The sequence below is a fragment of the Pseudomonas ulcerans genome, from assembly GCF_036324125.1.
Taxonomy (GTDB): domain Bacteria; phylum Pseudomonadota; class Gammaproteobacteria; order Pseudomonadales; family Pseudomonadaceae; genus Aquipseudomonas; species Aquipseudomonas ulcerans.
This window is the reverse complement of the sequence record NZ_JAZDQN010000030.1, coordinates 62,372-75,438: the sequence shown is the minus strand read 5'-3', so window position 1 is coordinate 75,438 and position 13,067 is coordinate 62,372. Positions and strand designations below refer to the sequence as shown.

General features: G+C 66.0%; 12 protein-coding genes. 4 read left to right on the top strand and 8 right to left on the bottom strand.

Annotated elements, in window-relative coordinates; genetic code table 11:
- Positions 1-85: 85 nt before the first annotated feature.
- The 3 genes from V0R59_RS22820 to xthA form a co-directional block, all read right to left on the bottom strand.
- The gene (locus V0R59_RS22820) at positions 86-1,081 is read right to left on the bottom strand and encodes a TerC family protein (protein WP_330077009.1); all 996 of its coding nucleotides are present in this window, start codon (positions 1,079-1,081) and stop codon (positions 86-88) included.
- Between the two features lie 151 nt (positions 1,082-1,232).
- A complete protein-coding gene (locus tag V0R59_RS22815; RefSeq protein ID WP_330077010.1) occupies positions 1,233-2,522 on the bottom strand; it encodes a phosphate ABC transporter substrate-binding/OmpA family protein in 1,290 nt (429 codons plus the stop codon).
- A 99-nt stretch (positions 2,523-2,621) separates the two neighbouring features.
- Complete coding sequence (gene xthA / locus V0R59_RS22810; RefSeq protein ID WP_330077011.1) at positions 2,622-3,434, bottom strand: exodeoxyribonuclease III; 813 nt, start codon at positions 3,432-3,434, stop codon at positions 2,622-2,624.
- 154 nt (positions 3,435-3,588) lie between these two features.
- Between xthA and V0R59_RS22805 the strand changes: the two genes are divergently transcribed.
- From V0R59_RS22805 to V0R59_RS22795, 3 genes are read left to right on the top strand one after another with little or no spacing between them, the layout of a single operon-like run.
- A complete protein-coding gene (locus V0R59_RS22805; RefSeq protein WP_330077012.1) occupies positions 3,589-4,239 on the top strand; it encodes a GNAT family N-acetyltransferase in 651 nt (216 codons plus the stop codon).
- Positions 4,240-4,294: 55 nt separating this feature from the next.
- The gene (locus V0R59_RS22800; protein ID WP_330077013.1) at positions 4,295-6,037 is read left to right on the top strand and encodes an autotransporter assembly complex protein TamA; all 1,743 of its coding nucleotides are present in this window, start codon (positions 4,295-4,297) and stop codon (positions 6,035-6,037) included.
- On the top strand, positions 6,034-9,714 hold the full coding sequence (locus V0R59_RS22795; RefSeq protein ID WP_330077014.1) for a translocation/assembly module TamB domain-containing protein: 3,681 nt from the start codon (positions 6,034-6,036) through the stop codon (positions 9,712-9,714). The genes V0R59_RS22800 and V0R59_RS22795 overlap by 4 nt, the downstream gene beginning before the upstream one ends.
- A gap of 9 nt (positions 9,715-9,723) precedes the next feature.
- Here V0R59_RS22795 and V0R59_RS22790 read toward each other — a convergent pair whose 3' ends face one another.
- From V0R59_RS22790 to V0R59_RS22775, 4 genes are all read right to left on the bottom strand, one after another.
- Positions 9,724-10,296, bottom strand: coding sequence for a DUF2589 domain-containing protein (locus V0R59_RS22790; protein ID WP_330105844.1), 573 nt, complete (start codon positions 10,294-10,296; stop codon positions 9,724-9,726).
- Positions 10,297-10,352: 56 nt separating this feature from the next.
- Positions 10,353-11,003 (bottom strand): DUF2589 domain-containing protein, encoded by a 651-nt coding sequence (locus V0R59_RS22785; RefSeq protein WP_330077015.1) that lies wholly within the window; start codon positions 11,001-11,003, stop codon positions 10,353-10,355.
- Between the two features lie 77 nt (positions 11,004-11,080).
- On the bottom strand, positions 11,081-11,461 hold the full coding sequence (locus tag V0R59_RS22780; protein WP_330077016.1) for a Mor transcription activator family protein: 381 nt from the start codon (positions 11,459-11,461) through the stop codon (positions 11,081-11,083).
- Between the two features lie 296 nt (positions 11,462-11,757).
- The gene (locus tag V0R59_RS22775; protein ID WP_330077017.1) at positions 11,758-12,216 is read right to left on the bottom strand and encodes a hypothetical protein; all 459 of its coding nucleotides are present in this window, start codon (positions 12,214-12,216) and stop codon (positions 11,758-11,760) included.
- A gap of 164 nt (positions 12,217-12,380) precedes the next feature.
- Here V0R59_RS22775 and V0R59_RS22770 point away from each other — a divergent pair, with 164 nt between their 5' ends.
- Positions 12,381-12,569 (top strand): hypothetical protein, encoded by a 189-nt coding sequence (locus V0R59_RS22770; RefSeq protein WP_330077018.1) that lies wholly within the window; start codon positions 12,381-12,383, stop codon positions 12,567-12,569.
- A 39-nt stretch (positions 12,570-12,608) separates the two neighbouring features.
- On the opposite strand, the gene V0R59_RS22765 is transcribed toward V0R59_RS22770, so the two are convergent.
- Positions 12,609-13,001, bottom strand: a complete 393-nt coding sequence (locus V0R59_RS22765; RefSeq protein ID WP_330077019.1) for a fe2+ zn2+ uptake regulation protein — start codon at positions 12,999-13,001, stop codon at positions 12,609-12,611.
- Between the last annotated feature and the right edge of the window lie 66 nt (positions 13,002-13,067).

Sequence of the window (13,067 nt, the reverse complement as noted above, 5' to 3'; positions counted from 1 at the left end):
CGGGGGGCGCGGGGCCCCCCGGGGGTGCCGTCGGTTACCCCCCCCCTGCAATCGCGGGTGAACCCGCTCCCACAGTAGGCAGTGATCAGCCTTCGTTTTGCGGTGCCTTTTCATCCCTTGTCTTGAACAGCGACAACACCACCCCGCCGGCCAGCAGGCCAAAGGTCACCCCCAGCGATACCAGCGCCGGGATCTTGCCGATGAATCCATGCAGGAAGATCTTCCCGCCGATGAAGATCAGCACCAGCGCCAGCGCATATTTCAGGTACACGAAGCGGTGCATCAGCGCCGCCAGGGCGAAGTACAGCGCGCGCAGGCCAAGGATCGCGAAGATGTTCGAGGTGTAGACGATGAACGGGTCCTGGGTGATGGAGAAGATCGCCGGCACGCTGTCCACCGCGAACACCAGGTCGGCCAGTTCGATCAGCACCAGGGCGAGGAACAGCGGCGTGGCATAGAGGATCGCCTTCGACTGCCCCGGCGGCACCAGGCGCACGAAGAAGCGCGCGTCGTGCAACTGCTCGGTGACGCGCACGTGCTTCCTGATGAAGCGGATGAACGGGTTGTTGGCCAGGTCCGGATGGTCATCGTGGCGGCTGAACAGCATCTTCACCCCGGTAATCAGCAGGAAGGCGCCGAACACATACAGGATCCAGTCGAATTCCTTCACCAGCGCGCTACCCACGCCGATCATGATCGCCCGCAGCACCACCACGCCGAGAATCCCCCAGAACAGCACGCGGTGCTGGTAGCGCCGGGGAATGCCGAAGAAGCCGAAGATCATCGCCATGACGAAGACGTTGTCCATCGACAACGACTGTTCCACCAGTAATCCGGTGTAGAACTCCAGGGCGCTTTGCGCGCCCATCTCGTACCAGATCCAGCCACCGAACATCAGGCCGACGCTGAAGTAGCCGGCGTACAGCAGCAGGCTCTCGCGCATCTCGATTTCATGCTGGTCGCGGTGCAGCACCCCGAGGTCGAAGACCAGCAGTGCGATGACGATGACGATGAAGGCCAGCCAGAGCAGGCTGCTGGTGCCGAGGAATTCGCCGCTGAAAAAATCATGCAGAGCTGTCATGAGCCCCTCCTATGTCGAAGAAGTGACTCCGACATGGCGGCTGGATAACCGTCAGAGGGGCCCGCAGTCACAGGCTTGAGCCTAGTCGGGGCGGGGCGGGGGGACGGGATTAGAGCGTTACAAAATCCTACAGATCATCAGGAAATTTCCTTCAGTAAACCCAGGCTTCGACACGGCGGTTGCGGATCCGTCCCTGGGCATCGGTGTTGGCCGCCACCGGCAGCTCGGCGCCCAGGCCGATGACATCGCGCAGCACCACGCCTTCGCGCACCAGTTCACGGCGCACCGCCATGGCCCGCAGGCGCGAGAGCAGGTCGGCGCGGCGGGCATCGTCCTTGGCGTCGCCAAAGCCCACCAGCACCACCTTGCGATCAAGCTTGCGGTTCTGCTTCAGGTACTCGACGACCCGCTGCACATCCCGCAGGGCCTTGTTGTCCAGGGTCGCGCTGCCTTCCTGGAAACGGAAGTTGACCGACAGGCGCTGCGCCTCTGCGGAAAGGCGCCGGTAGCTGGGCGGCATGTCGGTCTGCGTGGCTTCGCTGATGGTGCGCACGCGCTGGTCGATGAAGCCGTTGCTGGCGACGATGGCCTGGCCGCGGGGGCCCTGGGTGAAGTCCAGCAGGGCGCGGGCGAGCGGGTTGGACTGCGCCGGCGGCAGGTAGAAATACAGGCGGCGCGACAGCGGGTAGTCTTCGCTGGCGATCTGCTCGGGGCTCGGCAGCATGGCGCGCGAAGCCCCGTCAGCCACCGCCAGGACCCGCGCGCCGTGCACCGTGCTCAGGCTGCTGAAACCGATGGCGTGGCGGTCCTGGCGCACGGCCTCGGCCAGTTCCTCGCCGGATTCGAAGCGTTTCGCCTTGTTGGACAGGGTCTCTCGATGGGGATCGAGCACCAGGGTCTTGAAGGTTTCCCAGGTGCCGGAGCGGTCGTCGCGGGCATAGAGCTGGATGGGGCCGCCGCCGACGCCGAGTTGTTCCCAGGTGCTGACCTGGCCGGAAAAGACCTGTGCCAGTTGCTCGATGGTCAGCTGTGGCAGGGGATTGTCCGGGTGTACCAGCACGGCGACGCCATCAAGGGCGATGACCTGCTCGGCGTCGGCGCCAGTAAGATTGCCGAGGGCCTGCAGGTCGGCCGCTTCGCTGTCCTTGATCGGCCGCGAGGCGGCGGCGAGGTCGGCGCTGCCGGTCTTCAGGGCGATGAAGCCGGTGCTGCTGCCGTGGGCGGCGATGTCCACCTGGATATCGCCACCCAGGATGCGCACTTCATTGGGCTGGGTGCCCGGCTCGCTGCGGATGTCCCGGATGCCCCGGCTTTCCAGCAGGCCGCGTACCAGTGCGGGGGCCAGTGCCGCGCCAATGGTATTGGAACCCTGGATGCGCAGGGTATCGGCGACAGCCAGGGGCGCGAGCAGGGCGAGGAGCAGGGCGCAGGGGCGGATCATTGCCGTCGGGGTCTCGCGAAACGAAGGTTTCGGCATATTAAGACAGGCAAATGACAGAAGTGTGATGGGTGAGAGGGGCCGCAAAGCGGCCCCCCGGGATCAGCTCAATTCCAGCCAGATCGGCGCATGGTCCGACGGTTTCTCCATGCCGCGCAGCTCATAGTCGACCCCGGCCGCCTTGACCCGCGGCAGCAGGCCATGGGAGGTCATGATCAGGTCGATGCGCAGCCCGCGCTTGGGTTCGTCCTCGAAGCCGCGGCTGCGGTAGTCGAACCAGCTGAACTGGTCGATCACTTCCGGGTACAGGTGGCGGAAGCTGTCGGTCAGGCCCCAGGCCTTGAGCTTGGCCATCCACTCGCGCTCTTCCGGGAGGAAGCTGCACTTGCCGGTCTTCAGCCAGCGCTTGGCGTTGTCCGGGCCGATGCCGATGTCGCTGTCTTCCGGGGAGATGTTGACGTCGCCCATCACCACCAGCGCCTCGTCATTCTTGAACCGGTTTTCCAGCAGGGCCTGCAGGTCGGCGTAGAAGCGCTGCTTGGCCGGGAACTTGGTGGGGTGGTCGCGGCTTTCGCCCTGGGGGAAGTATCCGTTCATGATGGTCACCGGATTGCCGTCGGCATCGGCGAAGGTGCCCCAGATGAAGCGGCGCTGGGCGTCCTCGTCGTCGCTGTCGAAGCCCTTGTGCAGGCTCAGCGGCGCCTGGCGCGAGAGCAGGGCGACGCCGTAGTGGCCTTTCTGCCCGTGGTAATGCACGTGGTAGCCGAGGGCCTGGACTTCCGCCAGCGGGAACTGATCGTCCGAGACCTTGGTTTCCTGCAGGCCGATCACGTCCGGCTGGTGCTTGTCGATCAACGCCGCCAGTTGGTGCGGCCGGGCGCGCAGGCCGTTGATGTTGAACGAGACGATCTTCATGGAAGGGCAATCCTGGGGGAAAAGGCAGGATGCTAGCTGACTGCGGCCTGCCGGGCCACCCCGTGCTGTCTATACTCCAGCCGCACAGGAAGGAACGTTGGCGCCGCCCACCCCTCAAAGGGCAATGCCCAACCGCCATCAGGAGCACCAAGACATGCCCGAATCGTCCCCCGCGCCGGCCGAAGTGCGTCTGCTTGACGGCGGCTACAGCCGCGAGGCGCGCTCCCTGCTGTATCACGCCTACCGCCACGAACCCACCTACGGCTACCTGTTCGAAGCCGAGCGGGCGGGCTTCGACCAGCGCGTGCGGGCGCTGGTGCGCGAGCGGGTGCGCCAGCACTTCCTCCAGGACCTGCCGGCCATCGGCCTGCTGGTGGAGGATCGGCTGATCGGCGTCGCCCTGATCTCGCCGCCGGTGCGGCGCCTCGGCGTGACCGAGAGCTGGGCCTGGCGCATGCGCATGGTGCTGTCCACCGGTTTCCGCTGCACGCGGCGCTATCTGGAATACCGCGCGGCATTGCTGGCCTGCCTGCCCGGCGATGCGGTGCATATCCTGCCGCTGCTGGGCATCCATCCGCAGTTCCAGGGCCAGCACTACGGCGAACAGCTGCTCGCAGCGGTGCATGACTGGTGCGCGCAAGACGAAAGCTCCCGCGGTGTCGTGCTCGATACCGGCAATGAACACTACCTGGCTTTCTACCAGCGCCAGGGCTATGTGGAGATCGGCGAAGTGGCGGTCGGGCCGATCCGCGAACACCTGTTCTTCCACCCCAGTCCACAGCGGATCGACCGGGCGCGGGCTTGATCCAAACGGCTTTGCGCATGCAAGCCGCCGTCCGCCTCTGGTAGCATCCGCGGCTATGACGTATTCAGGACGCTTTTCCCTGGGTTTGATCCTGTGCCTGGCCAGCAGTCTTGCTGCCGCGGCGCAGAGCGAACTGGTTGTTCGCATCAAACCCGCCAACACCGCACTCAAGGCCAATGTCGAGGGCTATATAGGCAGCCTCGGCGAGCGCGACGAAGAGGCGCTGGTGCGCTTCAGCCGTGGCGCCGAGGAGCAGGCCCGCAAGGCCGCCCAGGCCCTGGGCTACTATCAGCCGCAGATCACCAGCGAAGTGCTGGCGCCCCGCGACGAGGACAAGGGCCCGCGCCTGCGCCTGACCATCGAGCCTGGCGAACCCATCCACCTGCGCAACGTCAGCGTGCGCATCGAGGGCCCGGCCAGTCAGCTCAAGGCCTTTCGCGTTCCCGACAGCAAGGCGCTGCGCAGCGGCGAAGTGCTCAACCATGGGCACTACGAGGATGCCAAGCGCCTGATCCAGAACCAGGCCTCGCGCTACGGCTTCTTCAAGGGCCATTTCACCCGCAACCGCCTCTCGGTGGACCCGGCAGCCGGTGTCGCCGATATCGAACTGGTCTACGACAGCGGCCCACGTTTCACCCTGGGCAAGGTCCGCTTCGACGGCGACTCACCATTCGATGAAGATCTGCTGCAACGCATGGTGCCGTTCAAGGAAGGCACCCCCTACGACTCGGAACTGATCGCCGAGTTGAACAACGCCCTGCAGTCCAGTGGCTATTTCGAAGGCGTGCGGGTCGACGCCGCGCCCACCGCCGCAGAAGGGCAGAGCATTCCGGTGGACGTCAACGTGCAGACCCGCAAGCCGCGGACCATGGGCCTGGGCCTGGGTTTCTCGACCGACGTCGGTCCGCGCGGCAAGGCCAACTGGACCCGCCACTGGGTCAACCCGCAAGGGCACAGCTACGGGATCGAGAGCGAGCTGTCGGCGCCGCGACAGAACATCGGCCTGTGGTACGACATTCCCCTGGACCCGCCGCTGACCGACAAGCTGCGCTTCGCCGGCGGCTACCAGAACGAAGAGATCGCCAACACCGACACCCTCAGCAAACTGCTCACCGTCGGCCCGGAATGGCACAGCAAGCTGCCCAGCGGCTGGCAGCGGGTGATCTCGCTGAAATGGCAGCGCGAGGAATACCGCCTTGGCGACGACTCGGGCTTGAGCACCCTGCTGATGCCGGGCATCAGCTACACCTACCTGCGCAGCGACAACCGCATCGACCCGCACAACGGCTACCGCATCCAGTTCGACGCGCGGGTGGCCAAGGAAGGGCTGCTGTCCGACACCAACCTGCTCAACGGCACGGTGCTGCTCAAGGGCCTCACCACCCTCGGCCAGAACCACCGCTTCCTCGGTCGCGTGCAGTTCGGCGGCAGCGCCACCAACGGCTACAAGTCGGTACCCCCGTCGTTGCGCTTCTTCGCCGGTGGCGACCAGAGCGTACGTGGCTACGACTACCAGACCCTGTCCCCGGAAAACAGCGATGGCGACCGCATCGGCGGGCGCTACATGGTCGCCGGCAGCGCCGAATATCAATACCAGATCGCCGACAAATGGCGCCTGGCGACCTTCGTCGACCAGGGCAACTCGTTCAACAACCTGGAACTGCCCAGCCTCAAGACCGGCGTCGGTTTCGGCGTGCGCTGGGTCTCGCCGGTGGGGCCGCTGCGCCTCGACCTGGCCAAGGCGCTGGATGACGACGGCGGTATCCGTTTGCACTTCTCGATGGGGCCGGAACTGTGAAGCAGGCATTGAAGATCACCACCATCGGCCTGCTTGCCGTGCTGTCGCTGGTTCTGCTCGCCGTCTCCGTGCTGATTGGCAGCCAGGCTGGCAGCCGCTGGGCGCTGGGGCTGGTACCCGGGCTGACGGTGGAGAATTTCCAGGGCCGCCTGGCCGATCGCTGGCAGGCCGACCGCCTGGTCTGGGAGCAGGGTGGTGACCGCGTCGAGCTGGTCGCGCCGTTGCTGGAATGGTCACCGGGCTGCCTGCTGCGCCGCACGCTGTGCCTGGACAAGCTGCATGCGGCGAATGTCGAACTGGCCTTCGCCCCCACCGAGACCGACCCGGACAGCGGCCCGCTGAAACTGCCGGAACTGGACCTGCCGCTGGCCATCGAGCTGGGCGAAGTGCAGGTCGGCAGCCTGCGCCTGGATGGCGCCGAGCAGCTGAGCGGCCTGACCCTGGCCGCGCACTGGACCCGTGCCGGCCTGAAGATCGACAGCCTCGACCTCAAGCGCGAAGACCTGCACCTGACCCTCCAGGGCCTGCTGCAACCCGGCGGCGACTGGCCGTTGCAGGTCGAAGGCCAGCTACAACTGCCGCCCGTGGATGGCCAGGCCTGGCAACTGGCCTTGCAGGTCAAGGGCGAGCTGCAGAACAGCCTCGACCTGCAAGCCGACAGCAGCGGCTACCTGCAAGGTCGCCTGAGCGGTCGCTTGCAGCCGCTGGCCGAACACCTGCCGGCGCAGGTCCACCTCAGTGCCAAGGACTTCAAGGCGCTGGGCAGCCTGCCGGACACGCTGCTGTTCGAGCAACTGGAACTCACCGCCCACGGCGACCTGGACAAGGGCTATCAACTGGTCGGTGCCGGCAACCTCGCGGCCAAGGACGGACCGATCAACCTGGCCCTGCGCGGCCGGGTCGATGCCAAGGGCGCCGAACTGGCCGCGCTGGACCTGACCGCCAGCAACGAGCAGCGCCTCAACCTCACCGCCAGCGCCGACTGGCAGGACGCCCTGACCGCCAAGGCCACCCTCGACTGGCTCGACTTCCCCTGGCTGCGCCTGTACCCGCTGGAGCAAGCCCCGCAAGTGGTGCTGCATCGGCTCAAGGCGCAGGTGCAGTACCAGGGCGGCAACTATGAGGGCGATTTCAGCGGCGACCTCGACGGCCCTGCCGGCGCGTTCAGCCTGAGCAGTCCGTTCAAGGGTGACCTTGGCCAGGTCAGCCTGCCGCAACTGGCCCTGGTGGCCGGCCAGGGCAAGGCCGCCGGCAGCGTCAGCGTGGCCTTCGCCGATGGCGTGGCCTGGGACGCGGCGCTGGACCTGAGCAACCTGGACCCGGGCTATTGGCTCGCGGAAATGCCCGGCACCCTGGGTGGTCCACTGCGCAGCAAGGGCGAACTGAAGAACGACAAGCTCGCGCTCAACGCCGACCTCGACCTCAAGGGCCGTTTGCGCGGCCAGCCGGCGGTGTTGCAGGTCAAGGCCGAAGGCGCGGGCGAACAGTGGACCCTCGGCAGCCTGCAGGTGCGTCTGGGCGACAACCAGATCAATGGCAGCGGCAGCCTGCAGCAGCGCCTGGCCGGCCGCATCGACCTCAACCTGCCGCGCCTCGGCCAGCTCTGGCCGCAACTGCAAGGGCGGATCAGCGGACGTCTCGATATCGCCGGCACCCTCAAGGCACCGCAGGGCCAGCTCAAGCTGCAGGGCCAGCAACTGGTCCAGGCGGAGAACCGCATCCAGGCCCTCGACCTCGACGCCCGCCTGGACGGCGCGCAGAAGGCGCTGATCGATCTTGACGTGCGTGGAATCCGCGCCGGGGAAACCGCCTTGGGCACCCTGACCGCCAAAGGGCAGGGCGATATCCGCCAGCAGCAATTGCAGCTCGCCCTGGATGGCCCGCAACTCAAGCTCGACCTCGGCCTGGATGGCCAGCTGGACGCGAAGAAAGGCGACTGGCGCGGACGCCTGGCCCGTGGCGAAATCCAGGCCGGTGGCCAGGACTGGCGCCTGCAGGCACCGGCGACCCTGCAACGCCTGGCCAATGGCCAGATCGACTTCGGCGCCCATTGCTGGCGCTCCGGCCCGGCCAGCCTGTGCGGTGACCCGCAGCGCCTGGCGCCAGAACCGCGGATCCGCTATCACCTCAAGCAGTTCCCGCTGGACAGCCTGGCGCAATGGCTGCCCAAGGACTTCGCCTGGCAGGGTCAGCTCAACGCCGATATCAACCTCGACCTGCCGGCCAGCGGGCCGAAGGGCACGGTGCAGGTGGATGCCAGTGGCGGCACCCTGCGTATCCGCGAGAAAGGGCAATGGCTGGATTTCCCCTACCAGAGCCTGCGCCTGGACAGCACCCTTGGCCCGCGCCGGGTCGATACCCGCCTGGACTTCCGCGGTGGTCGGCTGGGTGAACTGAGCCTGGCGGCGCGCATCGATCCGCTGGCGCGCAACAAGCCACTGAGCGGCGACTTCACGCTCAGCGGCCTGGACCTGGCGGTGGCGCGTCCGTTCGTGCCGATGGTCGAGCGCCTGGCCGGACAGTTGAATGGCAGCGGCAAGCTATCCGGCACCCTGCTGGCACCGCTGGTCAACGGCAACCTGGTGTTGAGCGGTGGCGAGGTGGCCGGTGCGGAACTGCCGGTGAGCCTGCGTGACCTGACCGTCCGTGCGCTGATCGCCGGGGAGCAGGTGCAACTGAGCGGCGACTGGCGCAGTGGCGAGTCCGGGCAGGGCCGCTTGAGCGGGCAGGTCGGCTGGGGCCGCGCGCTGATGGTGGACCTGGCCTTGCAAGGCCAGCGCTTGCCGGTGAACGTCGAACCCTATGCGGCACTGGAAGTCGCGCCGGACCTGAAGATCAACCTGCAGGGCGAGCGCCTGGCGGTCAGCGGCAAGGTGCTGATACCCAAGGGCAAGATCACCGTGCGCGAGCTGCCGCCGTCGACGGTCAAGGTCTCAGACGACACGGTGATCGTCGGCCACCAGACCGAGGAAGGCAAAGCGCCGATGCAGGTGGCGATGGACGTGGATGTCCAGGTCGGCCAGGACAAGCTGTCGTTCAGCGGCTTCGGCCTGACCGCCAACCTGCTCGGCCACGTGCATATCGGCGACAACCTCGATACCCGTGGCGAACTGAGCCTGGCCGACGGTCGCTACCGCGCCTACGGCCAGCGCCTGACCATTCGCCGCGCGCGTCTGCTGTTCGCCGGGCCCATCGACCAGCCGTACCTGGATATCGAGGCGATTCGCAAGACCGACGACGTGATCGCTGGCATCCGCCTGAGCGGCAGCGCCGAGCAGCCCACCACCCAGGTGTTCTCGGAACCGGCGATGAGCCAGGAGCAGGCACTCTCCTACCTGGTGCTGGGGCGTCCGCTGAGCACCACCGGCGAGGACAACAACATGCTGGCGCAGGCCGCATTGGGCCTGGGTCTTGCGGGGAGCGCGGGAATCACCGGCAGCCTGGCGTCGAGCCTGGGCATCGAGGATTTCCAGCTGGACACCGAAGGCAGCGGACAGGCCACCAGCGTCGTGGCCAGCGGCAACCTGACCGAGAAACTGAGCCTTCGCTACGGCGTGGGCGTGTTCGAGCCAGCCAACACCATTGCCTTGCGCTATCTGTTGAGCAAGCGCCTGTACCTGGAAGCGGCCAGTGGCCTGGCCAGCTCCCTGGACCTGTTCTACAAGCGGGATTTCTGAGTCCGAGGGTCAACGCACGGTGGCGGCGTCGATGAACTCGTTGGAGGAGGAGGGGGTGTCGTCAGGGGGCGCGGGTTGGCGGAGCGGGGTGATCAACTGGGTGTATTCCTCGATCAGCCGGTTCAGCGCCTCCGGCGGCTCGCAGGCCTGGAACTGCATGCGGATCTGCACCTCGTCCGGGTCGCGGGCCTCACCCTGACGGCGGGCTTGCTGGCCGACCTTGACGAAGAAACGCTGGTGCGCCGCGTCGGCGCACTGGCCGCTGGCGGGAAGGGTGTTCTGGATCTTCACCGAAAGGTCCACCTGCATCCGTTCCAGTGCCAGCCCGCGTGGTGCCACCAGGGCGATCAGCGGGATCTTCAGGGTATGCCGGTCATCCATCGCCACTTCGACCATCTTCGCCTTCATCGGCGCACCCAGTGCCTGGCTGTCATAGTCGAAGAACTGATCGAACAGCTTGATGTACTGCTGGGCGATCAGTCCGGTGGTGGCCGAGGCGGCTTCCTGCAGGCCACGGGTGATGTCGCACAGGTCGCTGGTGGCGATCGGTTCCTTGGGGGGCGTTTGCTCCACGGGCAGCATTCCTTATCGAGGTGACGGAGCGCCCCGCCCTGGGCGGGCGGGGCGGAGGCTGGCAATCAGGCGGGCGCCTGCTGCTCGTTCTTGTCGTTCGGACCCTTGAGTGCGTTGTCTGTCGGCGGTGCGTTGAGGTTGCTCGCCTCGCTGCTGGCCAGGGTGACGGGCCGGGTGGCCGACTCGGTGAGGTAGTCGATGACCCGCATCAGGGCTTCCGGCGGCCCCTGGCGGGTGACCCGGGTGTGGATGGCGTAGCGCGCGCGGGTGTCGGTCTTGCGGGTCTGCGCCGACTTGTGACTGACCTGGCCACGCACATCGACCTTGAACGGGCCCCAGCCAAGGGAGGCGCCGAAGTCCAGGGAACCGGCGGTTTCCTTGGTGTCCTCGGCCTGCTGGCTGATGGTCAGTTCGAAATCGATGGTGCCTTCCTCGATCACGATGTTGGGGTGGGTGATCGCCGCCAGCAGGGGAATCTGCATCTTGCGCGACATGGTGCCTTTGTAGACACCCTGTTCGTCGACGATGGATTCGTCATAGTCGAACTGGATGGAGACGGCCTTGCCGCCCTTGATGCAGACACCCAGGAGGAAGTCCGCGTAGCTTTTGCTCGCCGTGACCTGGGCCTGGATCATGGCTTGCAGGGGGCCGGAAATCATCCGGTCGAGGGGCAGGGCGTTGATTACCGAGCCGATGAGGCCGCTGTCGATGGACATTCAAGAATTCCTTCTCTCGAGTTGCGCGGGATAGCGCAGGTTGCAGCGGGCGTGGCCGCCCGCTGGTCAGTCATGGGTCAGCGCGAGTGCGCCTCCTGGCGGCGGATGTTGCCGATCTGGCGCAGGCTCAGGCCGTACTTGTTGGCCAGCACGCTACGCGACAGGCCGTTGGAGCTTTCCTCCTGGATCTGCTGGTTGCGCAACTGGCGGTTGAAGTGGTCGCACTTGGGGATTTCCAGGGCCATGCCGGCATAGCGCTTGATCAGTGCTTCCAATGCTTCGGCCGGGAGGATCTCCGCCAGCGAAGTGCGTTCGCGGTGCTTGGGAATGTATTTCGGTCGGCCGCCGTAGATATGCGTCAGGCGGTAGGCGTGTTCGATGCCGATACAGTCGATGAGCATCTGCAGGGAATGCGGAAGTTGCTCGATGTCGATTCGCTTGAGGTCACAGGCTTGCATGATGACTTCCTTGTTTGGGCGTGAGCAAAAAGGTCTCTGTCTGGCCAGGCGAGGCTGGAGCCGGGTGCGGGGCGGGGTGCGGGCACTGGGCCGGCCAGGTGGCGTGGGACCGATTCTCGGCCAGGCGTACGGTGGTCGCTAGGTAGCAAGCAGGTCAGGAGCGGTAGCCAAGAAGTCAAAGCACTGTAAGTTTCATGGCCGGGGAAAGTAGGCAGGACCGCTGTATTGGATGTGTATCCCCTGTACTTCCATACGCCCGCCGAGAGTGACCGGCGCATGGTTTGCCAACCCTTGACTCAAGGACAAGGTTGGCTGAGCAGGAGGCTGATCTGGCCCATCCAGGGCACCGCGGAGCCACTGAGGTTGTCCGGTACGGTGCGCCAGTCGACCGACAGGCACACGGCACTGAGCGGCGTGCCGTTGTCGTTGCCGACCACCAGCGGCTGGAAGTCGCGGCGGTAGAGTGCGCGGGTGCCTTTCCCGGCGCTGGCGCCGTCGGCGCTTTCCAGGGTGACCAGCGCCAGTTCGGCGATCTGCTGCTGGGGGATGGTGAAATACGGCACCTTGCCTGGGGCCAGGTGCCCGGCGCTGCGGGTGCGTTGCCAGAGTTGCTGCCACTGGCTGCTGCCGGCGTTTTGCGCCAGGCTCGTGGCCAGGGCCAGCAGTTCGGTTTCGGTGAGGTTGTTGGTGTCCAGCGCGTGGGCGCCGAGACTGGCAGACAGCGCGAGGCTGCCGAGCAGGAGGCGGAGGGACATGGCGTTCGCGGCTCGCAGGAAGGGGCATGGGCCCGGAGCCTGGGATGGTTTCAGCTGCCGTCTGCGGAAAAAACCGGGAAAACATCCTCCGGCAGGAGATCGCGGGGTATCATGGCGCCCGGCCAGTTATCGGCCGTCACCATCGCTGTCGCAAGGATTTCCCCATGACTCAAAGGCAACGCCTGAAATATTCGATCCTGATGACCCTGGTCTTGCTGGCCGCCATGCTGGGCCTGTCCTGGCTGGTCAAGCAGGGCATGCTCACCGAGCAGATGTTCCAGTACATCGCCATGGGCCTGGCAGTGGTCTTCGTCGTCATCAACGGCATCCTGCGGCGCAAGGTCAAGCCCTGACGGCAGGGCCGGAGCGGCCGGCGGCTGCCGGCCGGTCGCTCAGCGTGACGGTGCCTGCTCCAGGACGGCGCGGGCCTGGGGGTTGAGGCTGTAGCATTTGTCGCTGCCCATGTTGATGACTCCCTCGACGCACAGGCGCTTGAGCACCTCGCGCACGCTGAGGAACGACAGCGGGATATCGAGTTTTTCCAGCTGGCTGTGAATGCCGCGCACGCCGATGGCGCGCCCTTCGCGGTCGGCCATGTGCAGGGCATCGATGACCTTGAGGCGGATCAGGCTGGTGCGCAGGCCGAAGACCCGCAGCAGTTCGCGTATCTGTTCGTTGCCGGCGCGTTCTTCGCTGTCCACGGGCTCGCTCTTGACCTGCAATGCAGTGTTCACCTTGCGTCTGTAGCGCAGGGGCTGCGCCGGTTGTTGTTGCGGGTTGTACATGTGAAAAACTCCCTTTCCTAGAGTCGGACTGTCCTGCGTACAAATGACGCTCCCAATCTATAAGAC